We start from the raw sequence: 21,528 nt of genomic DNA on the forward strand, positions 1-21,528 counted from the left end.
CCCTTCCCATCCCGAACAGGACCGTGAAACAACTTTGCGCCGATGATAGTGCTGCAACCAGTGTGAAAGTAGGTTATTGTCAGGCTTGTTATTCGAAAAAACCCCTTCCGGTGACCCGGTTGGGGTTTTTTTACGTCTGGTGGTTTTGCTGGGATGAACCCCAACGGCAAGGGCTGGGGGCAGACGGGGACGCCGAGTTCCCCGTATAGCCGCTGGTGCAATCATGCTGGCTGGTGTGGGGGCTGACCCCGGGGATATTTCATGGTGTACAGACGAAAAAAAGCAGCGCTGCGCGCTGCCTTTTCATTCCAGCTTCGATCGATCAGAAGTGGTAAGCCGCTTTGATGTTCAGGAAGTTCACGCCGGTGTTCGGCTTTTTGTAGCCGCCGTTCGAGAAATGCTGGATCTTCATGCCGACTTCCCATTTATTGTTGAACACGTAGCCAACGCCGACGTGGTCGCCAAACTGGAAGTGGGTCGACAAACGGTAGGTTGCATTGTCATACAGTTTCGACAGCAAATGCACGCCGATGCCGCCTTCTGCATAGAAACCCTTTTTATCGTCGCGTTCAAAGCGGAATACCGGGGTGAAGCCGATATCGTACAGATTCTGCTTTGCACCTTCGACGTTTTGGTAGCGGTTGGCTTGCCATGCGCCAGCATTCGCGTCCCAGTAGCCGCTCAGGTGCGTACCGTTCGATTGGAACCAGCGTTGGCTCCAGTCGGAAGTGACGCCGGCGCGTACCATCTGGGTTTGCGTGCCGGTGGCGAATTCGCCGTAGACCGAGTCGATCAGCTTGTCGTCGGACGCGAAGGCGGCATGGCTGGCCAGCAAGGCAGCGCCTAGTGCCAGGGATTTTAATGCTTGATTCAGGTAGGACATATATTCTTTCATCGTAAAATTAGCCATCGGTGCGCACTAACCATCGGTAGTGCGCCGCTGATTGTAATGAAATTATCAAATATAGAAACCATTATTACTTAAGGCAATAGGATCTACAGTGACATTTTCTACAAAGATCGCCTTCTTGGGTATAGGTCTGATGGGCGAACCGATGGCGCGCCGTTTGCTGCAAGCTGGCTATTCTGTCACAGTTTGGAATCGCACGCAGAGCAAGGCCGAATCGTTGTTATCTTGTGATGCTCTACTTGCTAACACCTTGATGGATGCGGTCTCCGGGGCCGATATCGTGATCTCGATGCTGGCGGCAGGGCCTGTTGTCGAACAAGCCATCATGGCTGCCTTGCCGGCGCTGGCGGCCGATACTTTGTGGGTCGACATGAGCTCGACCAGGCAAGTTGAAGCTCAGCAATTTCATGCACTTTTGGTAGCGCAAGGCTATGGTTTTGTCGATGCGCCCGTCTCCGGTGGCGTGGCTGGCGCGCAAGCGGGAACCCTGGCCATCATGGCCGGTGGTAGCGCTGCCGATTATGCGCGCGTGGAAGCGATCCTGGCGGTGATGGGGCGGCCTACCCTGGTCGGCCCGGCCGGCAGTGGCCAGGTGGCCAAGCTGTGCAATCAGCTGATCGTAGGCGCTACCTTGAATATCGTGGCGGAAGCCTTGTTGCTGGCGCAAGCGGCGGGCGCCGATCCGGCCGCGGTGCGCACGGCAATACGCGGTGGCTTTGCTGAAAGCCGCATCCTGGAAGTGCATGGGCAGCGCATGCTTGAGCGTAACTTTGTTCCCGGTGGCCAGGTGAAAACCCAGCTCAAGGATATGCGTAATATTCTGGATGCGGCTGCCGCCGCCCAGCTCAGTCTGCCTGTCACGCAATTGGTGACGCAGCGCTATGAAGCGCTTGCCGAAAGCCACGCGCTGGCTGACCATTCGGCGGCTTTGCTGGCCCTGGAAGCATTGAATCCGGGCCAGCGTCTGGGGAGTGGCCCGGATAAACTGAGTTAGCGCATTCTAGTCTTGCGGCAAGCTCTCTTCGACCAGCTTGACCCAGAAACTGGCGCCGATCGGCAACAGATTGTCATTGAAGTCGTAGCTGCCATTGTGCAGCACGCATGGGCCCAGGCCGTGGCCGCCATCGCGGTGGTCGCCGTCGCCATTGCCGATGAAAATGTAGCAGCCAGCCTTTTCCTGCAAGAAGAAGGCGAAATCCTCCGCGCCCATGGTCGGTTCAACCTTGTCGTTGACTTTGTCGGCGCCGACCACGGCCTTCATGACTTCCACCGCAAACGCGGTTTCCTTGGCGTGGTTGACCAGCGGCGGATAGTTACGTTTGAACTTGAACTCCACTTCCGCACCAAAAGCGGCGGCCGTGTGGATGGCGATTTCGCGCATGCGCTCTTCGATGAGGTCCAGCACGGGCGTGGTAAACGTGCGCACGGTGCCGATCAGGCTGGCGTCGTCGGGAATCACATTGGTGGCGCTGCCGGCATGGATTTGCGTGATCGATAGCACCGCCGTATCGAGCGGGCTCTTGTTGCGGGTGATGACGGTTTGCCAGCTTTGTGCGATTTGCACGGCCACCATCACCGGGTCGATACCCTTGTGCGGCTGAGCCGCATGGGCGCCCTTGCCTTTGACGGTGACATAGAATTCGTTGCTGGAGGCCATCATTGGCCCTTCCACCACGCTCAGGGTACCTGTTTCAGCGCCTGGCCAGTTATGCATGCCGTAGATGGCATCCATGGGGAAGCGGGTAAACAAGCCGTCGTTGATCATTTCACGCGCGCCGGCGCCACCTTCTTCGGCTGGCTGGAACACCAGGTAGACGGTGCCGTCGAAATTGCGGTGCTGTGCCAGGTGATAAGCGGCGCCCAGCAGCATTGCCGTATGGCCGTCATGGCCGCAAGCGTGCATCTTGCCTGGATGGCGCGAGGCATGCTCAAAAGTATTAATCTCCTGCATGGGCAAGGCATCTATATCGGCACGCAGGCCGATGGCGCGCTTGGAACTGCCATTCTGGATAATGCCGACCAGACCGGTGCGCCCCAGGCCACGCACGACGGGGATGCCCCACTCCGTCAGCTTGGCGGCGACGACGTCAGAGGTACGCTGTTCTTCGTAGCACAGCTCGGGATGCGCGTGCAGGTCGCGGCGGATACGTTGCAGCTCGGATTGAAACGCTATGATAGGGTCCACCAGTTTCATCGAATTCTCCTGTGTATGCAGGCACGCAACTGTGTATGGCGCACCGGGGCTGGCATATTTGATCGAAAACATGCGCGGCCAATGGGGCATTGTAGCCCGTGTTCGCTTTTTAAATCCAGCGTGTGCAGAGTCCGCTATGAGGATATCTGCAAGCACGTGGAAATCGTTTACAGTATTACCTTCCTCTCACGTTTTTTGATTGCACCATGACCACCACCCAAGTCCGCGCCACTTGCCCGCTAGACTGTCCCGATACCTGCGCCTTGCTGGTGACGGTGACCGATGGCGTGGCCACGGCAGTCAAGGGCGATCCCGACCATCCGACCACGGCTGGCGTGCTGTGCACCAAGGTGTCGCGCTTTACGGAGCGCACCTACCATGCTGACCGCTTGCTGACCCCGCTGCGCCGGGTGGGCAAGAAAGGCGAGGGCAAGTTTGAAGCCATCAGCTGGGAAGAAGCACTGACGACCATTGCTGCGCGCCTGAAACCCATCGCAGCGCGGGCGCCGGAAGCGATCTTGCCCTACAGCTATTGCGGCACCATGGGGCTGGTGCAGGGCGAATCGATGTCGTCGCGTTTCTTTAACCAGCTCGGTGCATCGTTGCTGGACCGCACCATCTGCGCTTCGGCCGGCGCCACAGGTTACCGCTACACGGTGGGCGCCAGCATCGGCACGGACATGGAGCAGTTTCAGAACGCCAAGTTGATCATTATCTGGGGTGGCAACCCGATTGCATCGAATTTGCATTTCTGGATGCGGGCGCAGGAAGCGAAACGCAATGGCGCCACCCTGATCGCGATCGACCCATATCGTTCATTGACGGCCGAGAAATGCCACCAGCATATCGCCTTGCTGCCTGGCACCGATGCGGCGCTGGCCCTGGGCTTGATGCATGTGCTGATCGCCGAAGAACTGGTCGACCATGACTATATTGCCCAGTACACCCTGGGCTACGAACAATTGGCACAGCGCGCCGCCGAATGGCCGCCCGAACGCACGGCAGAGGTTTGCGGCATCAGCGTCGCGGAAGTGGTGGAACTGGCGCGCTTGTATGGCCAGACGGCGCGCAGCGGCGAGGGCACCGCCATCCGCACCAATTACGGCGTACAGCGCGTGCATGGCGGCGGCATGGCCGTGCGCAATATCGCTTGCCTGCCCGCATTGACGGGCGCCTGGCGCCATGCGGCCGGTGGCATACAATTATCGAGCTCGGGATCTTTCCCCATCCAGCGCAAGGCCTTGCAGCGCCCGGATTTGTTGAAAGGCACGCCACGCACCATCAATATGAGCACCATCGGTGACGATTTACTCAAGACCAGCTCGCCCAGGTTCGGCCCGCAAATCGAAGCCGTGATTGTCTATAACTCGAATCCGCTGGCTGTGGCGCCGGACTCATCCAAAGTGGCGCAAGGTTTTGCCCGCGAAGATTTATTTACGGTGGTGCTCGAACATTTTCAGACGGACACCGTTGATTACGCCGACATTGTCTTGCCGGCCACTACGCAGCTGGAACATATCGATGCGCACGCCACCTATGGCCATCTGTATATGATGGCCAATAACGCGGCTGTGGCGCCGTTGGGCGAGGCCAAGGCGAATACGGAAATTTTCCGCCTGCTGGCGCAACACATGGGTTTTGATGACCCTTGCTTCCAGGAAAGTGATGATGCGCTGGCGGCCCAGGCTTTTGATGCGGGCGATGTGCGCGCCGTGCATTTCGACTGGGAATCGCTGAAACGGACAGGCTGGCAAAAACTGGCCATGCCCGATGCGCCGTTTGCCGAAGGCGGTTTTCCCACGCCATCGGGGCGCTGCGAGTTTTATTCCGAGGCGATGGCGCAGGCGGGGCTTGATCCCTTGCCTGCCTATATTGCGCCGTATGAATCGCCGGCCAGCAATCCTGCGCTGGCGGCCCGTTATCCGTTGGCGATGATTTCGCCGCCAGCCCGCAATTTCCTGAATTCCACCTTCGTCAACGTGAAAAGCTTGCGTGCCTCGGAAGCCGAACCGCATCTCGATATCCACCCCGATGACTGCATGGCGCGCGGGATTGTGGCTGGCGACATGGTGCGCATCTTCAATGACCGTGGTTCGTTTGTGGCCAAGGCCAGGGTTACGGATAAGGCGCGTAAAGGGCTGGTGGTGGGCTTGTCCGTCTGGTGGAAAAAGCTGGCCAGTGACGGCAAGAACGCCAATGAAGTCACCAGCCAGCGCCTGACCGACATGGGCCGCGCGCCCACCTTTTACGATACGCTGGTGGAAGTGGAAAAGGCGGTGGCCTGAGATGCGCCGCGCGCTCGGTTTGCCTGTCGCGCTTGCGCTCTGCCTGAGCCTGGGCGGCTGCACGCAATTGCGCTACTACACCCAGGCGGCGCAGGGGCAATATTCCTTGTGGTCCAGCGCACGCCCCGTCGATGATTGGATGAAAGACCCTGCCACCGATCCCCGCCTGAAGGCGCGGCTGGCCAAGGCGCAGCAGATACGCCGTTTCGCCGTCGATGAACTGGGCTTGCCCGACAATGGCAGCTACAAGAATTATGCTTCGCTGCAACGGTCCTTCGTGCTGTGGAATGTGGTGGCCACGCCAGAGCTGTCGCTCAAGCCGCTGCAATGGTGTTTTCCCATTGCCGGCTGCGTCAATTACCGCGGTTATTACAGCAAGGATGATGCGTTGGCCTATGCCGAAACCTTGCGTGAACAGCATTACGATGTGCAGGTAGGGGGCGTGCCCGCGTATTCCACTCTGGGCTGGTTCGACGATCCTCTGCTATCGACCTTTATCAATTACAACGATGCCGAACTTGCGCGCATGATCTTCCATGAACTTGCGCATCAGGTCGTTTATGTGCAGGGCGATTCCGCTTTCAATGAATCGTTTGCCGTTGCCGTGGAAGAAGCGGGTGTGCAGCGCTGGCTGGCCCACGAAGGCAGTGATGCCATGCGCGACGACTACGCCCGGTATGCGGCGCGGCGCAAGGAATTCCTGGCGCTATTGCTGAAGTACCGGGGGCAACTGGAAACGGCTTACGCCAGCGATGCCAGCGATGTCGAGAAACGCGCGCGCAAGGCGCAGGTGTTTACGGGCTTGAAGGCCGAATATCAGGTTTTGAAACAAAATTGGGGCGGTTATGCCGGTTATGACCGCTGGTTCGAACAGCCTTTGAGCAATGCGCACTTGGCTTCCGTCGCTACCTACAATGATTTCTTGCCAGCCTTCGAAAAATTGCTGGAAGAAAAAAAGAACTTTCGTGCTTTTTATGCTGCAGTGCACACAATGTCTCTGTTGGACAAGCCCGAGCGTCGGCGCGTGCTGCAGCAATTGTCCAGCCCGTGACCCGTAAAGATTGTTGTATATGCCAAGCCGGCATATTGTACTAGGCCGTATTTTTCATGCTGCAACGCAGCACAAAATGCCTCTGGAATACATACTCAAATACCGTTGAAAGCGCTTGCATGGAAGCGCCGCGCCCGATAGCATCGCGTTAGTAGCATAGAGCAATTGCTCTTTAGAATGCTCAATGACTGCAGGACACTAGAATCCGCAGCAATAATCCGCGCCGGCAATGTGCGCCGGCTACACCAACGATTATTCGAGACAAGAGGCACAGGATGGACAAAATTTGGCTGAAGTCGTATCCCCCCGGCGTTCCCAGTGACATCAATCCTGATCAATACCGCTCCTTGGTGCACTTGCTGGAAGAAGCGTTTCAAAAGTATGCAGACCGTAACGCTTATGTCTGCATGGACAAATTCCTCACCTATGCCGAACTCGAACTGTATTCGCGGCAACTAGGCGCCTTTCTGCAAAGCCGGGGACTGAAAAAAGGCGCGCGGGTCGCCCTCATGATGCCCAATGTGCTGCAGTATCCGGTGGCCATTGCCGCCGTGCTGCGCGCCGGCTACACGGTGGTCAACGTCAACCCTCTTTACACGGCGCGCGAACTCGAGCACCAGCTCAACGATTCGGGCAGTGTAGCGATCATCGTGCTGGAAAATTTTGCCCATACCGTCGAGCAAGTGCTGAGCAAGACGGCCGTGAAACATATCATCGTCGCCACGATGGGGGACATGCTGGGCGGCTTGAAAGGGACGATCGTCAATTTTGTCGTACGCAATGTCAAGAAGATGGTGCCCGCGTATTCCTTGCCGAACGCCATGCGTTTTAACAGTGCTTTGTCGCTCGGCAGCCGCATGAAGCTGACGCCCGTCGACGTCACGATCAATGACGCTGCTTTCCTGCAATACACGGGTGGCACCACGGGCGTGTCGAAAGGCGCAACCTTGAGCCACCGCAACGTGATCGCCAATGTGTTGCAAACGGAAGCCTGGTCAGGCGCGGCGCTGGATCCGAACAGCAAGGAGCAACTGACCGTCGTATGCGCCTTGCCGCTGTACCATATCTTCGCGCTGACGGCGTGCGCGCTGTGGGGCACGCGCGTGGGCGCCCTGAATATTCTGATCCCGAATCCGCGTGACATTCCTGGCCTGATCAAGGAACTGGACAAGTACACATTCAACTTGCTGCCGGCGGTCAACACCCTCTACAACGCGCTGGCCAATCATCCCGATTTTGCCAAGCTCGACTTCTCGGGCTTGAAGATCGCCAATGGTGGCGGCATGGCGGTGCAGCAAGCTGTCAACGACAAGTGGCAACGCATCACGGGCGTGTCCATTATCGAAGGTTATGGCTTGTCGGAAACGTCACCCGTTGCCACCTGCAACCGCGCGGACAGCACGCAATTTACGGGCAGCATAGGTTTGCCTATCCCGTCGACCGAGATTGCCATCCTCGATGACGATGGTCAGGAAGTACCGCTGGGCCAGACGGGCGAAATCGCCATCCGTGGCCCGCAAGTCATGTCCGGTTACTGGAACCGTCCGGACGAGACGGCCAAGGTGATGACGGCCGACGGTTATTTCAAATCAGGCGATGTGGGCATCATGGATGAACGCGGCTTTGTGAAGATTGTCGACCGCAAGAAAGACATGATCCTCGTTTCCGGCTTCAATGTGTACCCGAACGAAGTGGAAGGCGTGATCGCGGCCCATCCTGGCGTACTCGAGTGCGCTTGCATCGGCGTGCCGGACGAACATTCGGGCGAGGCCGTGAAAGTGTTTGTGGTGCGCAAGGATCCCAACCTGACCGTGGCCGACTTGATGGCGTACTCCAAGGAGCAGCTCACCGGCTATAAACGGCCGAAATACATTGAATTCCGTGAGGAATTGCCGAAGACCAACGTCGGCAAGATTTTACGCAGGGCCTTGCGCGATGAACCCAAGGTGGCAGTCGCAGCATAGATCAGCAAGTGACATTGCAACAGTACCGGGTGCGCCAAAGTGGCGCCCTTTTATACAGATAAAGATGAGGCAAGATGGACAAGATTTGGTTGAAGTCGTACCCGGACAGTGTGCCGGCAGAGATTGATTGCACGCAATACCGTTCCGTGACGCATTTGCTGGAAGAGTCGTTCCAGAAATATGCTGACCGCAACGCGTTCGTTTGCATGGACAAGTTCATGACGTACCGCGAGCTGGACAAGCTATCCCTGCAAATGGGCGCCTGGCTGCAAAGCAAGGGCTTGCAACCGGGTGCGCGCGTGGCCATCATGTTGCCGAACGTCTTGCAATACCCGGTGGCAATGGCAGCGATTCTGCGTGCCGGCTATACCGTGGTCAACGTCAACCCGCTGTACACGCCGCGCGAATTGCAGCACCAGCTGACCGATTCGGGCAGCGAGGTGATCATCGTGCTGGAAAACTTTGCCACCACGGTGCAAGAGGTGTTGCCGCACACGCAAGTCAAGCATGTGATCGTTGCCACCATGGGCGACTTGCTGGGCGGTTTGAAAGGCACCATCGTCAATTTCGTCGTGCGCAAGATCAAGAAAATGGTGCCTGCGTTTTCGCTGCCGGGCGCCATCAGCTTCAACAAGATGCTGTCTGAAGGCGCCGGCATGACCTTGACGCCAGCTAACCAGGGCCACGACGATATCGTCTTCCTGCAGTACACGGGCGGCACCACGGGCGTGTCGAAAGGCGCCATGCTATTGCACCGCAACGTGATCGCCAACGTACTGCAAAACGAGGCATGGATTTCGCCCGTGATGACCCGCGAAATGCGCGCCACCTCGATGGGTTTCGTGTGCGCCTTGCCGATGTATCACATCTATTCGCTGACGGTCAGCGCGCTGATGGGCATGCGCCTGGGCGGCTTGAACTTGCTGATCCCGAACCCGCGCGACATTCCCGGTTTCGTGAAGGAATTGGCCAAGCACAAGATCGTCGTCTTCCCGGCCGTCAATACCTTGTATAACGCCCTGCTGAACAATGCCGACTTCGCCAAGCTCGATTTCTCGAGCTACAAAGTATGCAACGGCGGCGGCATGGCCCTGCAGCGTAATGTGGCCGAGCGCTGGCTGAAGGTCACTGGCTGCCCCTTGATCGAAGGTTATGGCATGTCGGAAACGTCACCGGTGGTGACGGGCAACCGCGTCGATATCACGGAATTTACGGGCACCATCGGTTTGCCTATTTCGTCGACGGAAGTGATCATCGTCAATGATGATGGCGTGGCGGTGGCGCTGGGTGAACCGGGCGAGATCGCCGTGAAAGGGCCGCAAGTGATGGCCGGTTACTGGCAGCGCCCCGATGAAACGGCCAAGTCGATGACGTCTGATGGTTTTTTCAAGACGGGCGACGTGGGTATCATGGATGAGCGCGGTTACGTGCGTATCGTCGACCGCAAGAAAGACATGATCATCGTGTCCGGCTTCAATGTGTATCCGAATGAGGTGGAAGACGTGGTGGCGTCCTGCCCTGGCGTACTCGAGTGCGCCTGCATCGGCGTGCCGGACGCCAACTCGGGTGAAGCCGTGAAAGTATTTGTCGTACGCAAGGATCCTAACCTGACGGTAGAGCAGATCCGCGAGCACTGCAAACATGAATTGACGGCCTACAAGAAACCGAAGTACATCGAGTTTCGCGATGAATTGCCGAAGACCAACGTCGGCAAGATCCTGCGCCGTCAATTGCGCGATGAAAAGAAAGCTGCTTAATTCACTGGTAATACTCTGTCCGCCACCAAACGCCTGTTTGGCTGGGCGGGCAAGCCGAAGCAGGGACGCAGCCACCACACCTTGCTGATCAGTAGCGAGGTGCCCAGCCAGTACACCATCACCGTCCCCGTCAGTATCAGCAGCGGTTCCAACACCGGGCCCAGCTTCAATGGCACCAGCCAGTAGGCCAGCAGGATGATGGCGCTCTGGTGCAGTATGTACCAGGGAAACACGGCTTGCCGCGCCCATGGCAGCCAGGCAAATGGCCGGTTCAATAGCGTATGCGACCAGCCCAGGATGGTGCAGATGGCTAGCCACATATACAGGTTGCGCATGGGCCAGGAGCCCAGCGACGCCCAGGTCAGCAAGTGTTCCGAATGGATCTTGTCAAAAAACATATATGCGGCAAACGCGCATAGTCCCAAGACCAGGGTATGCCAGCGCAGACGTGCCAGTTCCATCCACAGCCCCTTGTCATTGCCCAGCCACCAGCCATATAAAAACATCGTGAAGTAGATGGCGTGCGCGTACCAGTCATGCACCACCGCATGGGTTTCCGGATAGCGCATCCTCAATAACACCATTGCTGCCAGCGTAGGCAGGGTTGGCAAGACCAGCAGACGCCAGCCGCGTGGGCGCTGGAACATGGCTTGCATGCGGTCCAGCAGCGGCAATTACGATGTCGGTGCGTGGTGGCGCGAACTGCCGTATGAGTATCTGAAAGATGTGCGCTCTTATTTCGAGGTCTTGCTGGTGCTGGGTTTTTATCGCTTGTTACTGATGCGCTGGCAAGGCGAGGCGAGCTTGCTGGGGGAACCCGACGAAGGGCCAGCCGTGGAACCGGTGCAGCAGCCTGAACGTTTCCTGGTGCGCAAGCTGGGCAAGGATTTTTTGTTGCCAGCCTTTGAAATCGAATGGATACAGGCTTGGGGCAACTATGTAAACCTGCATGTGCGCGGGCATGATTATCCGCTGCGCTCGACCATGGCCGCCATCGAGCGGCGGCTCGACGGCAAGCGCTTCGTGCGCGTGCACCGCAGCTACATCGTCAACCTCGATTTCGTGCAAACGATCACGCCACTGGAATCGGGCGATGCACGCGCCAGCCTGCGGACGGGTGGTGAAGTGCCGGTCAGCCGGCGTTATCGCGATGCCTTGAAAAACCTGTCGATGGCTTCTTAGCCACGCTGCAAGCCTGGCTTGCCGTCGTGCACCGTAAAGCTGGCCAGGGTAGCGATGTTCGATGCGCTATCGCGCACATTGTCCAGGCCCAGGAACAGCGTCGTGGTTTTCTCTGGCGTGATGTTGAGCAACATGTAACCACGCTTGTCACTGCGCCCGTAGCGGATATGCGGGTTCATCGCCACGTACTCGGCCGTGCGCGCTTGCGGGCGCGAGCTGGACGTGATCGAGGTGCCGCAAAATTCGGTGGCGATCACGGGATTGTCGCGGCTGGCTGGCCGCATGGCGTCCTGGCTCAGTTCGGTGGCATAAAAAGTGTGTACATCGCCCGACAATACCAGCGGATTGCGCGCGCCGCTGCTCTGCAAGCTATTCAATAAATGCTGGCGCGCCATCGGATAGCCATCCCAGCCATCGGTCCAGATCCGCTCGTCGCCGGGCCGCAAAATCGGCACCTGGCTCGACTGCGCCATCAAGGTTTGCTGGGCCAGGATATTCCAATGCGCGGGAGATTTGTCCAGCCCGGCTTGCAACCAGCGCTGCTGCTCTTCGCCCAGCATGGTGCGTTCCGGTTTCAGCAGATCGGGGCAACTGCGCGTGGTGACGGAATTCGAGCCACCGCGCCCTGGCCGTGCGCAAGCGTGGTGGGCGCGGTATTGCCGGTCGTCCAATACATGGAAGCGGGCCAGGCGGCCCCAGTCATAGCGCTGGTAGATGCGCATGTCGACGAAGCCGCGCCGGCCCAGCGGCAGCAGGCGTAGCGGCATGTGTTCATAAAACGCCTGGTAGGCAGCCGCCCGGCGCTCCATGAAATTTGGCGTGAGCAATTCGTCGCGGTCATTCGCGTAATCATTGGACACTTCATGGTCGTCCCAGGTGACGATCCATGGTGCAGCTTCATGCGCACCCTGCAGGTCGAGATCGCTCTTGTATTGCGCGTAGCGGGTGCGGTATTCATCGAGGGTAAAACTTTCGTTGCTACGCACGGCCCGGGCCGGGTGTTGCAGCTGATACGGGCCCCACTCATAAATATAGTCGCCCAGAAACGCCACCAGGTCGGGTGCGGCGGCCGTAATATGCCGGTGCGCGGCATAGGCGCCAAATTCCCAGTGCTGGCAGGAAGCCACCGCCAGTTTCAAGGAGCCGGGCAGGGTATCGGGGACAGGCGCCGTGCGCGTACGGCCCACCGGGCTGACGGCGTCGCCAAGCATGAAGCGGTACCAATACCAGCGCCCGGGCGCCAGCCCACCCACGTCGACGTGCACGCTGTGCGCCAGTGTTGGCGTGGCTTGTACCGATCCTCGCGCAACGATGCGCCGAAATGCTTCATCGTCGGCTATCTCCCAGCGTACGCTCAAGGTGATGGCTGGCGTGGCGCCGACATGCAGCGGGTCGTAGCAGATGCGTGTCCAGAGCACCACGGCGTCGGGTAGGGGAGAACCGGAGGCCACGCCCAGCGCAAACGGATAGCCGGCGCCATTCAGGCGTGCCGCCGCGCTGGCGCTGGAACCGGATAGTGCGCCGCCTGCGGCCGCCAGCGCGGCGATGCGTGCCGTGCTGAGCAAAAAGATGCGGCGCTGGCTATCCACGGCAGAAGCGGGGGATTAGTGTGATAGCAGGGTTTCGATAGGCGGCACTTTGCGCGGCTTGCGGTCTGAATCGGTAGCGACGTAGGTCAGGGTGGCTTCCGTGACTTTCACCGTACACGCCTGCAAGCGGTTGCGCTCGGCATATACTTCCACGTTGACGGTGATCGAGGTATTGCCTACCTTGACGATATCGGCGTAGAAGGAGAGTAAATCGCCGACGAACACGGGGTTTTTGAAGACGAAGGAGTTGACGGCTATCGTGGCTACGCGGCCGTTGGCACGCCGCGTGGCTGGCAGCGAACCGGCGATATCGACTTGCGCCATGATCCAGCCACCGAAAACGTCGCCGTAAACATTGGCGTCCGATGGCGCGGGCATCATGCGCAGTTCAGGCATTTTGCCAGCGGGCAGCCCGGAGGCGAGGCAGTTATCGGGGCGGGCGGGGGAGGTACTCATCGTTTATTCTCATGAAAGGCTACAATTGCCCCGATTGAACCATAAAAAGCCAACCTTCGCCATGCGCCGCTCCCCGAATACCTCTCCTACTCGCCCGCCAGCTAGCGCCAGCCGCAGCGATTTTTCCACCATCAAGACCCTGCTGCCGTATCTATGGGTCTATAAATGGCGTGTCCTGCTGGCGCTGCTCTGTCTGGTGGGGGCCAAGCTGGCCAACGTGGGCGTGCCGCTGGTGCTGAAAAAACTGGTCGACGCCATGACCATCACGGCTGCCCATCCGCAGGCGCTGCTGGTGTTGCCCGTCAGCTTGCTGGTGGCGTATGGCTTGCTGCGGCTGTCGACCACCTTGTTTACGGAATTGCGCGAATTCCTGTTTGCCAGGGTTACGCAGCGCGCCGTGCGCACCATCGCGCTGCAAGTTTTCCGCCACTTGCATGCCTTGTCGCTGCGCTTTCATTTGAACCGCCAGACGGGCGGCATGACGCGCGATATCGAGCGCGGCACGCGCAGCGTCGGTTCGCTCATTTCCTACACCTTGTTCAATATCTTGCCGACCCTGGTGGAAATCACTCTGGTGCTCGGCTACCTGGTGCTGCATTACGACATCTGGTTTACCGTCATTACGGCGGTGGCGCTGGTGTCGTATATCGCGTTTACGGTGCTGGTGACGAATTGGCGCACGCATTTCCGCCGCACCATGAATGACCTCGATTCGAAGGCAAATACCAAGGCCATCGATTCGCTGATCAACTATGAAACGGTGAAGTATTTCGGCAACGAAGATTACGAGGCGCAGCGCTACGACGAAGGTTTGAAACGTTATGAAACGGCGGCCGTGAAATCGCAGACATCCTTGTCGCTGCTTAACACGGGCCAGTCGCTGATCATCGCCACGGCCGTTACCTTGATTTTGTGGCGCGCCACGGTTGGCGTGATCGCAGGCAGCATGACCCTGGGCGACCTGGTGCTGGTCAATGCCTTCATGATACAGCTGTATATTCCGCTCAATTTCCTGGGCGTGATTTACCGCGAAATCAAGCAAAGCCTGGCCGATATGGAACGTCTGTTTTCGCTGCTCGATGAAAACCGCGAAATCGCCGATGCACCCGATGCTGCGCCGTTAGTCACGCGCGGTGCAGCCGTGCGTTTCGCCCATGTTGATTTCCACTATGAAGCCAAGCGGCAAATCCTGTTCGATGTGGATTTCCAGATCGCCGCCGGGACTACCACGGCCGTGGTTGGCCACAGCGGTTCGGGCAAATCCACCCTCTCGCGCTTGCTGTTTCGCTTCTATGAAGTCGATGGCGGCAGCATCACCATCGATGGCCAGGACTTGCGCCACGTTACGCAGGATTCCTTGCGCGCCGCCATCGGCATCGTGCCGCAGGATACGGTGCTGTTCAACGACACCATCGAATACAACATCGCGTATGGCAAACCGGGCGCCAGCAAGGAAGCCATCGTGGCGGCGGCCAAGGCCGCGTCCATCCACGACTTCATCGAGAGCTTGCCTGATGGCTACAACTCGATGGTGGGCGAGCGCGGCTTGAAACTGTCGGGCGGTGAAAAACAGCGCGTGGCGATTGCCCGTACCTTGCTGAAAGACCCGGCCATTCTGATCTTCGATGAAGCCACTTCGGCGCTCGACTCCAAGGCGGAGCAGGCGATCCAGTCGCAGCTCAAGGAAATCGCCAAGGACCGCACCACGCTGGTGATTGCGCATCGCTTGTCGACGGTGGCCGACGCCCAGCAAATCCTGGTGCTCGACCATGGCCGCATCGTCGAGCGCGGCACGCATCCGCAACTGCTGGCCGCCGATGGCTTGTATGCGCAGATGTGGCAACGCCAGCAGGCGAGCCAGGATGAGGAGCAGGACGAGTTGATTGAACTGCTGTCTACCAAATAACAGTCGGAAAAATGCCACAGCAGCGGCGATGCGCATCAGCGTATCGCTGCTATTTGTCACGCAATCAAGGAAAACGGTTAGTCTTACGATAAAAATGAAATAAAATTAATGCCATTGGTGGCGTCTGCACCAGCGTTGTTTCGTACGGGGTTCACCCCGGTTTGTCCGTCCAGGAGAATGAATGAAATTAACCAGAATAGTCGCCACTGTGCTCAGCATTGGCGTCCTCAGCAGTATGTCAGCCGCTAATGCACAGGACTTGACGGGCACCTTGGCCAAGATCAAGAAAGCCGGTTCCATTACCCTCGGCGTACGTGACGGTTCCGTGCCGTTTTCCTACCTCGACGATAAACAGCAATACCAAGGGTATTCGATCGACCTGTGCATGAAGGTCGTCACGGCCCTGCAAAAACATCTGGGGCTGAGCCAGCTCAAAGTGGTGATGAATCCTGTTACTTCGGCCAACCGTATTCCCTTGATTGCCAACGGCACCGTCGACCTTGAATGCGGTTCGACGACGAATAATCTGGAACGCCAGCAGCAGGTAGCGTTTGCGCCCACCATGTTTGTGATCGGCAACCGCATCCTGTCGAAAAAGACGGCCAATATCAAGACCCTGGAAGACTTGCGCGGCAAGACCCTGGTCGCCACGGCCGGCACCTCGACCGTCAAGCAGATGACGATCTTGAACAAGGAAAAAAACCTGGGCATGAATATCGCCATCGCCAAGGACCATCCTGAATCATTTTTGATGCTGGAAACGGGGCGCGCGGTGGCCGAAGCGAATGACGACATTCTGCTGGCTTCGCAAGTGGCCAACTCGAAAAATCCCAATGATTATGAGATCACCAAAGAAGCGCTGTCGGTAGAACCGTACGGCATCATGCTGCGCAGAAACGACCCAGCCTTCAAGAAGGTGGTCGACGATGCCTTGATCCGTTTGTACAAGAGCGATGATATCAACCGCATCTACGCCAAGTGGTTTACCTCGCCGATTCCACCCAAAGGCATCAACCTGAACTTCCCCATGCCGGCGCAATTGAAGGCTGTGTTTGCCAATCCGACCGACTCCGGCGACCCGGCCGCCTATGCCGCCGTGCCGGAAGCGCAAAAGACCTCGGACAAAAAGAAAAAATAAACACGCTGCCTGCAAAACCGGGAGGCGCAAGCCTCCCGTTTCATTTGCAGGGACATCTTGCGCTGCATGAGAAGGAAAAGCATGAATTATCATTGGAATTGGCATATCTTCGGGGAGATGTCGCCCGATGGCGTGCACACCTATATGGACACCCTGTGGGCCGGCTTGACGTGGACCCTGGCCACGGCTGGCGCGGCCTGGATCATGGCGCTGATCCTCGGCATGGTGATCGGCACCGTGCGCACTTTGCCGAATAAATGGATCGTCGGCCTCGCCAATGCTTACGTCGAATTGTTCCGCAATGTGCCGCTGCTGGTGCAAATGTTTTTATGGTATTTCGTGATGCCAGAATTGTTGCCGGCGGAGCTGGGCAACTGGGTCAAGTCGCTGCCCAACGCACCGTTTGTGACGGCGGTGTTATGCCTGGGATTTTTCACGTCCTCGCGCGTGGCCGTGCAAGTGACGGCCGGCATCGAGGCGTTGCCGCGCGGGCAGAAACTGGCCGGTACGGCACTGGGCTTGACCCTGCCGCAAACCTATCGTTTCATCTTGTTGCCGATGGCGGCGCGCGTGATTTTGCCGCCCCTGACCAGCGAGTTTTTGAACATCATCAAGAACAGTTCTGTGGCGCTGACCATCGGCCTGGTGGAGCTGACGGCCAGCGCGCGCGCCATCCAGGAATTCTCGTTCCAGGTTTTCGAGGCGTTTTCGGCAGCCACCATTATCTATGTCGTCGTCAACCTGGCAGTCGTTGTGTTGATGCAGCTGATTGAAAAAAAGGTGGCGATTCCCGGTTTTGTGGTCGCGGGTAGCAGGACAGGAGGACACTGAGATGTTCGCCAATTTCGACTTCGATGTCATCTCGCGCTCGTGGGTGTATCTGTTCAAGACCGGCATGGTCTTCACCCTGCAACTGACCGTGCTGGCCATGCTGGGCGGCATCGTGCTGGGTACTGCACTGGCACTGATGCGCTTGTCCGGCAACCGTATCGTCTCGGGTGTGGCGGCCAGCTACGTCAACCTGATACGCTCGATTCCGCTGGTGCTGGTGATCTTCTGGTTTTACTTTCTGGTGCCGTATATCGCTGCCTGGATCATCGGCGCTGCCGAGCCGGTAAAAGTGGGGGCGTTTTCTTCTGCGCTGATCACCTTCATCATGTTCGAGGCGGCCTATTATTGCGAAATCATGCGTAGCGGCATACAGTCCGTATCGCGTGGTCAGGTATGGGCAGGGCAGGCGCTGGGCATGAATTACCGGCAAACCATGGCCAGTATTGTGCTGCCGCAAGCATTTCGCAATATGATCCCCGTGCTGCTGACGCAGACCATCGTGCTGTTCCAGGATGTGTCGCTGGTGTACGTGCTGTCGATTCCCGATTTCGTCGGCGCCGCTTCGAAGATCGCACAGCGCGACGGCCGCCTGGTGGAGATGTATGTGTTTGTCGCCGTCGTGTATTTCGTGCTGTGCTATGCGCTGTCGTGGCTGGTGAAACGCCTGCAGAAACGCGTGACCATCATTCGCTAAACCGGAAAGAAAGAGCAAGATGATAGAACTGAACAATGTAAGCAAATGGTATGGCCAGTTCCAGGTGCTGACCGACTGCAGCACCAACGTTGCCAAGGGCGATGTGATGGTCATTTGCGGCCCGTCCGGTTCCGGTAAATCGACCTTGATCAAGACCGTCAATGGACTGGAACCGATACAGCAGGGGCAGATCGTCGTCGATAACACCACCGTCAATGATCCGAAGACGAATCTGTCGAAACTGCGCGCGCGCATCGGCATGGTGTTCCAGAACTTTGAACTGTTTCCCCATTTGTCCATCCGTGACAACCTGACCATCGGCCAGATCAAAGTGCTGGGGCGCAGCAGCGATGAAGCCAACGCCAAGGGCTTGCAATACCTGGACCGCGTGGGTTTGCTATCGCAGCAGGACAAGTTTCCAGGCCAGCTGTCGGGCGGCCAGCAGCAGCGGGTGGCAATTGCGCGCGCGCTGGCGATGGACCCGATCGCCATGCTGTTCGATGAGCCGACCTCGGCGCTCGATCCGGAAATGATCAACGAAGTGCTCGACGTGATGGTGGGCCTGGCGCAGGATGGCATGACGATGATGGTCGTCACGCACGAAATGGGTTTTGCCCGGCGCGTGGCCAACCGCATCGTCTTCATGGACCAGGGCAAGATCATCGAAGATTGCAGCAAGGATGACTTCTTCAATACCACGCGCTCGGACCGTGCCCGTGATTTCCTGGCGAAAATTATCCACTGATTTCGCTGTCTTTCCAGCTTGAAAAACGGCCGGCGCACACCGGCCGTTTTGCCGTCTGGACCACGCTTGTGCTTGGCTTGCCGCAAGCGCAGGCCAGCTAATCGGCTTTACGCTCACTCTCTAACATTCTTTTCTTCCTTTTTATACTAATAAAGGTATAATTTATGAAGATTATCCACAAACCGCTGGTCTGGGTAGGCGCCACCAAGAAAGAATTGATGGCCTTGCCATTGGAGATACGCGCGTTTTTCGGCCACGCGCTGGATCTGGCGCAACGCGGAGACAAGCACGACAGCGCCAAGGTATTGCATGGTTTTGGCTGTGCCGGGGTGCTGGAAATCGTCGAGGACGATGCAGGTGGCACTTACCGGGCCGTCTATACGGTGAAGTTCGAGGAAGCGGTGTTCGTATTGCACTGTTTTTAAAAGAAGAGCAAGAGCGGCATTGCGACGCCCAAGCAAGAGATGGCTCTGGTGCGGGCCCGCTTGCATAGCGCACAACTGTGGATCGAGGAGTTAAGACATGAAAAAACGCATCGTTGATGGCATCGAGTTTGAACCATCCAGCGGCAACGTGTTTGCCGACCTGGGCCTGCCCGACGCTGAAAAACTGCAAATCAAGTCCGGCCTGGTGGGGGAAATCCGCAATGCCATGCGCAAACTGGAGCTGACGCAGGAAGAAGCCGCACGGCGCATGGGCATCGTGCAGCCGAAAGTGTCGGGCATGCTGCGTGGCGATTTCTCGGGTTTGTCGGAACGCAAGCTGATGGATTGTTTGAACCGTCTCGGCTACGACATCGAGATCCGCATCAAACCTGCCAAAAATGCCATCGGACACCTGAAACTGGCCCTGGTCTAGGCATCGGGGTCATGGGTACGGCGGCCCGGTGACTGGTAAAATGGCGGTATCCGCAATGACAGCCTAAGAGCAGCCGCCATGTCCACACCCGAGCAAACCCCTGACAGTATCACCATCACCCGTCCAGACGACTGGCATTTGCATTTGCGCGATGGCGCCACCATGGCCAGCGTGCTGCCGCACAGCGCGCGCCAGTTCGGCCGCGCCATCGTCATGCCTAACCTGAAGCCGCCTGTCACCACCACGGCCGACGCCATCGCCTACCGCGAGCGCATTTTGGCTGCCGTGCCGGCAGGCGTGCAGTTCGATCCGCTGATGGTGCTGTACCTGACGAACAACACCTCGCCCGATGAAATTCGCCGCGCCCAGGACAGCGGCGTGGTGCAAGCCGTGAAACTGTATCCGGCCGGTGCCACCACCAATTCCGACCTCGGCGTGACGGATTTGAAAAACTGCTACAAGGTGCTGGAAGTGATGCAGGAAGTGGGCATGCCTTTCCTGGTGCATGGCGAAGTGACGGACCCTGAAATCGATATTTTCGACCGCGAAGCCGTCTTCATCGAACGTGTGATGCGTCCGTTGCGCAGCGCCTTCCCGGCCCTGTCGGTAGTGTTCGAGCACATCACCACCAAGGACGCGGCGCAGTACGTGGCCGAGGCGGAAGGTCCGATCGCCGCTACCATCACGGCCCATCACCTGCTGTACAACCGCAACGAGATTTTCAAGGGCGGCATTCGCCCCCACTACTATTGCCTGCCTATCCTGAAGCGCGAAGAACACCGCCTTGCGCTGATGACGGCAGCCGTCAGCGGCGATGAGCGCTTCTTCCTGGGCACCGATTCGGCGCCGCATGCGCAGGGCGCCAAGGAAATGGCCTGCGGCTGTGCTGGCTGCTACACGGCCTTGCACGCGATGGAACTGTATGCCGAAGCGTTTGAACGGGCAGGCGCGCTCGATAAGCTCGAAGGTTTCGCCAGCTTCCACGGCCCGGCCTTCTACGGCCTGCCGCGCAACACGGACACCATCACCTTGAAGCGCGAAAGCTGGACCTTGCCAGCATCGCTGCCGATGGGCGACAGCCATGTCATCCCGCTCAACGCAGGCGAGCAAATCAACTGGAAGATGGTGTAAGGACCGATGCTGCCATCGATAGACTGGACCCGCCCCTGGTATGCCTCGGTGCTGCCGGCGCGGGGCCGGCTGGACCTGCAGCGCGACACGGTGATCACCGCGCTCAACCTGCAGGCGCGCGCGCTCGATTTGCGCAATCCCGCTGGCTTGCCGCTGGGCTTCGTGCCGCAAAGCGATTTGCCCGAAGGCGTGGCGTATGAAGAATTCATCGGCGCCACGGGTGGCGTGCCCACGCGCGACAATCTGCACGATTTTTTCAATGCGCTCGTATGGCTGACTTTTCCCCTTATCAAACGGCAGTTGAACGCCTTGCAGGCGGCGCAGATCGCCCTGTCCGGCGTCGGTAAATCGCGTGGACCGGCGCGCGATGGTGCCACGATTTTTGATGAAAATTCTGCCTTGCTGGTGCTGCGTGACAGCGACGCTGGCCGCGCATTGGAACAGGCTTTGCGCGGGCATGACTGGCGCAGCGCTTTTATTGACCAGCGCGACAAATTTGCAGCAGGCGGCGACGCCGAAGTCTGGCTGTTCGGTCACGCGCTGATGGAAAAACTGGTGACGCCCTACAAGGCCATCACCGCGCATACGCGCGTGGTTTTTGCTGGCGACGCCTATTTTGCACTGGACTGCGCCGCACGGCGCACCTGGCTCGATCAGCGTGTAGCGCAAGACCTCGCGCAGCAAGGTTTGAGCACGGCAGATTTTACCCCCTTGCCCGTGCTGGGCCTGCCCGGCTGGTGCGATGGGCAGGACGATGATTTTTATAACGATACGGCGGTGTTCAGGGCGAAACGCAAGTCTTGATCCGTCCAATTAAAACAAGCCGCGCAGCGGCGA

General features: G+C 58.3%; 19 protein-coding genes and 1 pseudogene. 15 read left to right on the forward strand and 5 right to left on the reverse strand.

What is annotated here, in order from left to right; translation table 11 throughout:
• Positions 1 to 322: 322 nt before the first annotated feature.
• Positions 323 to 883, reverse strand: a complete 561-nt coding sequence (locus tag HDE75_RS22905; RefSeq protein WP_183681624.1) for an acyloxyacyl hydrolase — start codon at positions 881 to 883, stop codon at positions 323 to 325.
• Between the two features lie 136 nt (positions 884 to 1,019).
• Between HDE75_RS22905 and HDE75_RS22910 the strand changes: the two genes are divergently transcribed.
• Complete coding sequence (locus tag HDE75_RS22910) at positions 1,020 to 1,904, forward strand: NAD(P)-dependent oxidoreductase (RefSeq protein WP_311735160.1); 885 nt, start codon at positions 1,020 to 1,022, stop codon at positions 1,902 to 1,904.
• A 6-nt stretch (positions 1,905 to 1,910) separates the two neighbouring features.
• Here HDE75_RS22910 and HDE75_RS22915 read toward each other — a convergent pair whose 3' ends face one another.
• Positions 1,911 to 3,104 carry a M20 aminoacylase family protein gene (locus tag HDE75_RS22915; protein WP_183681620.1) on the reverse strand — a complete coding sequence of 398 codons (1,194 nt, stop codon included), beginning with the start codon at positions 3,102 to 3,104 and terminating at the stop codon, positions 1,911 to 1,913.
• Between the two features lie 206 nt (positions 3,105 to 3,310).
• Here HDE75_RS22915 and HDE75_RS22920 point away from each other — a divergent pair, with 206 nt between their 5' ends.
• From HDE75_RS22920 to HDE75_RS22935, 4 genes are all read left to right on the forward strand, one after another.
• Positions 3,311 to 5,389 carry a molybdopterin-containing oxidoreductase family protein gene (locus HDE75_RS22920; protein ID WP_183681617.1) on the forward strand — a complete coding sequence of 693 codons (2,079 nt, stop codon included), beginning with the start codon at positions 3,311 to 3,313 and terminating at the stop codon, positions 5,387 to 5,389.
• A 1-nt stretch (position 5,390) separates the two neighbouring features.
• Positions 5,391 to 6,440 (forward strand): aminopeptidase, encoded by a 1,050-nt coding sequence (locus HDE75_RS22925; protein WP_183681614.1) that lies wholly within the window; start codon positions 5,391 to 5,393, stop codon positions 6,438 to 6,440.
• 275 nt (positions 6,441 to 6,715) lie between these two features.
• On the forward strand, positions 6,716 to 8,404 hold the full coding sequence (locus tag HDE75_RS22930; protein ID WP_183681611.1) for a long-chain-fatty-acid--CoA ligase: 1,689 nt from the start codon (positions 6,716 to 6,718) through the stop codon (positions 8,402 to 8,404).
• A 74-nt stretch (positions 8,405 to 8,478) separates the two neighbouring features.
• Positions 8,479 to 10,161 carry a long-chain-fatty-acid--CoA ligase gene (locus tag HDE75_RS22935; RefSeq protein ID WP_183681608.1) on the forward strand — a complete coding sequence of 561 codons (1,683 nt, stop codon included), beginning with the start codon at positions 8,479 to 8,481 and terminating at the stop codon, positions 10,159 to 10,161.
• Here HDE75_RS22935 and HDE75_RS22940 read toward each other — a convergent pair.
• A complete protein-coding gene (locus HDE75_RS22940; RefSeq protein WP_183681606.1) occupies positions 10,158 to 10,817 on the reverse strand; it encodes a hypothetical protein in 660 nt (219 codons plus the stop codon). The genes HDE75_RS22935 and HDE75_RS22940 overlap by 4 nt on opposite strands.
• On the opposite strand from HDE75_RS22940, the gene HDE75_RS22945 reads away from it, so the two are divergent.
• Positions 10,816 to 11,343 carry a LytR/AlgR family response regulator transcription factor gene (locus HDE75_RS22945; RefSeq protein ID WP_260174315.1) on the forward strand — a complete coding sequence of 176 codons (528 nt, stop codon included), beginning with the start codon at positions 10,816 to 10,818 and terminating at the stop codon, positions 11,341 to 11,343. The genes HDE75_RS22940 and HDE75_RS22945 overlap by 2 nt on opposite strands.
• Here HDE75_RS22945 and HDE75_RS22950 read toward each other — a convergent pair.
• Positions 11,340 to 12,932, reverse strand: coding sequence for an alkaline phosphatase D family protein (locus tag HDE75_RS22950; RefSeq protein ID WP_183681603.1), 1,593 nt, complete (start codon positions 12,930 to 12,932; stop codon positions 11,340 to 11,342). The genes HDE75_RS22945 and HDE75_RS22950 overlap by 4 nt on opposite strands.
• Before the next feature lie 15 nt (positions 12,933 to 12,947).
• Positions 12,948 to 13,388: an acyl-CoA thioesterase gene (locus HDE75_RS22955; protein WP_183681598.1), complete on the reverse strand. Its 441-nt coding sequence runs from the start codon at positions 13,386 to 13,388 to the stop codon at positions 12,948 to 12,950.
• A gap of 61 nt (positions 13,389 to 13,449) precedes the next feature.
• Here HDE75_RS22955 and HDE75_RS22960 point away from each other — a divergent pair, with 61 nt between their 5' ends.
• The 9 genes and pseudogenes from HDE75_RS22960 (at position 13,450) to HDE75_RS23000 (ending at position 21,495) form a co-directional block, all read left to right on the forward strand.
• Complete coding sequence (locus HDE75_RS22960; protein WP_183681596.1) at positions 13,450 to 15,294, forward strand: ABCB family ABC transporter ATP-binding protein/permease; 1,845 nt, start codon at positions 13,450 to 13,452, stop codon at positions 15,292 to 15,294.
• A 181-nt stretch (positions 15,295 to 15,475) separates the two neighbouring features.
• Positions 15,476 to 16,432, forward strand: coding sequence for an amino acid ABC transporter substrate-binding protein (locus HDE75_RS22965; protein ID WP_183681593.1), 957 nt, complete (start codon positions 15,476 to 15,478; stop codon positions 16,430 to 16,432).
• An 81-nt stretch (positions 16,433 to 16,513) separates the two neighbouring features.
• On the forward strand, positions 16,514 to 17,263 hold the full coding sequence (locus HDE75_RS22970) for an amino acid ABC transporter permease (protein ID WP_183681591.1): 750 nt from the start codon (positions 16,514 to 16,516) through the stop codon (positions 17,261 to 17,263).
• A gap of 1 nt (position 17,264) precedes the next feature.
• Positions 17,265 to 17,957, forward strand: coding sequence for an amino acid ABC transporter permease (locus tag HDE75_RS22975; protein WP_183681588.1), 693 nt, complete (start codon positions 17,265 to 17,267; stop codon positions 17,955 to 17,957).
• Positions 17,958 to 17,976: 19 nt separating this feature from the next.
• Positions 17,977 to 18,702, forward strand: a complete 726-nt coding sequence (locus HDE75_RS22980; RefSeq protein WP_183681585.1) for an amino acid ABC transporter ATP-binding protein — start codon at positions 17,977 to 17,979, stop codon at positions 18,700 to 18,702.
• Between the two features lie 164 nt (positions 18,703 to 18,866).
• Positions 18,867 to 19,244 (forward strand): annotated as a pseudogene (locus HDE75_RS22985) (type II toxin-antitoxin system RelE/ParE family toxin).
• The gene (locus HDE75_RS22990; protein ID WP_183681583.1) at positions 19,225 to 19,560 is read left to right on the forward strand and encodes a helix-turn-helix domain-containing protein; all 336 of its coding nucleotides are present in this window, start codon (positions 19,225 to 19,227) and stop codon (positions 19,558 to 19,560) included. Before HDE75_RS22985 ends, HDE75_RS22990 begins: the two are co-directional and overlap by 20 nt.
• A gap of 78 nt (positions 19,561 to 19,638) precedes the next feature.
• Positions 19,639 to 20,691: a dihydroorotase gene (gene pyrC, locus HDE75_RS22995; RefSeq protein WP_183681580.1), complete on the forward strand. Its 1,053-nt coding sequence runs from the start codon at positions 19,639 to 19,641 to the stop codon at positions 20,689 to 20,691.
• Between the two features lie 6 nt (positions 20,692 to 20,697).
• On the forward strand, positions 20,698 to 21,495 hold the full coding sequence (locus HDE75_RS23000) for a DUF3025 domain-containing protein (protein ID WP_183681577.1): 798 nt from the start codon (positions 20,698 to 20,700) through the stop codon (positions 21,493 to 21,495).
• The last annotated feature ends 33 nt before the right edge of the window (positions 21,496 to 21,528 follow it).

Origin of the sequence: Janthinobacterium silvisoli (assembly GCF_014200725.1) — a bacterium.
In the GTDB taxonomy this organism is placed as follows: Bacteria; Pseudomonadota; Gammaproteobacteria; order Burkholderiales; family Burkholderiaceae_D; genus Janthinobacterium.

Bases quoted from the DNA above. Each gene is read 5' to 3' on its own strand.
- HDE75_RS22915 (WP_183681620.1), bottom strand. From the start codon at position 3,104: ATGAAACTGGTGGACCCTATCATAGCGTTTCAATCCGAGCTGCAACGT.
- HDE75_RS22980 (WP_183681585.1), top strand. From the start codon at position 17,977: ATGATAGAACTGAACAATGTAAGCAAATGGTATGGCCAGTTCCAGGTG.
- HDE75_RS22965 (WP_183681593.1), top strand. From the start codon at position 15,476: ATGAAATTAACCAGAATAGTCGCCACTGTGCTCAGCATTGGCGTCCTC.
- HDE75_RS23000 (WP_183681577.1), top strand. From the start codon at position 20,698: ATGCTGCCATCGATAGACTGGACCCGCCCCTGGTATGCCTCGGTGCTG.
- HDE75_RS22960 (WP_183681596.1), top strand. From the start codon at position 13,450: ATGCGCCGCTCCCCGAATACCTCTCCTACTCGCCCGCCAGCTAGCGCC.
- HDE75_RS22990 (WP_183681583.1), top strand. From the start codon at position 19,225: ATGAAAAAACGCATCGTTGATGGCATCGAGTTTGAACCATCCAGCGGC.
- HDE75_RS22940 (WP_183681606.1), bottom strand. From the start codon at position 10,817: ATGCAAGCCATGTTCCAGCGCCCACGCGGCTGGCGTCTGCTGGTCTTG.
- pyrC (WP_183681580.1), top strand. From the start codon at position 19,639: ATGTCCACACCCGAGCAAACCCCTGACAGTATCACCATCACCCGTCCA.
- HDE75_RS22945 (WP_260174315.1), top strand. From the start codon at position 10,816: ATGCGGTCCAGCAGCGGCAATTACGATGTCGGTGCGTGGTGGCGCGAA.
- HDE75_RS22935 (WP_183681608.1), top strand. From the start codon at position 8,479: ATGGACAAGATTTGGTTGAAGTCGTACCCGGACAGTGTGCCGGCAGAG.
- HDE75_RS22920 (WP_183681617.1), top strand. From the start codon at position 3,311: ATGACCACCACCCAAGTCCGCGCCACTTGCCCGCTAGACTGTCCCGAT.
- HDE75_RS22975 (WP_183681588.1), top strand. From the start codon at position 17,265: ATGTTCGCCAATTTCGACTTCGATGTCATCTCGCGCTCGTGGGTGTAT.
- HDE75_RS22905 (WP_183681624.1), bottom strand. From the start codon at position 883: ATGTCCTACCTGAATCAAGCATTAAAATCCCTGGCACTAGGCGCTGCC.
- HDE75_RS22930 (WP_183681611.1), top strand. From the start codon at position 6,716: ATGGACAAAATTTGGCTGAAGTCGTATCCCCCCGGCGTTCCCAGTGAC.
- HDE75_RS22955 (WP_183681598.1), bottom strand. From the start codon at position 13,388: ATGAGTACCTCCCCCGCCCGCCCCGATAACTGCCTCGCCTCCGGGCTG.
- HDE75_RS22970 (WP_183681591.1), top strand. From the start codon at position 16,514: ATGAATTATCATTGGAATTGGCATATCTTCGGGGAGATGTCGCCCGAT.
- HDE75_RS22925 (WP_183681614.1), top strand. From the start codon at position 5,391: ATGCGCCGCGCGCTCGGTTTGCCTGTCGCGCTTGCGCTCTGCCTGAGC.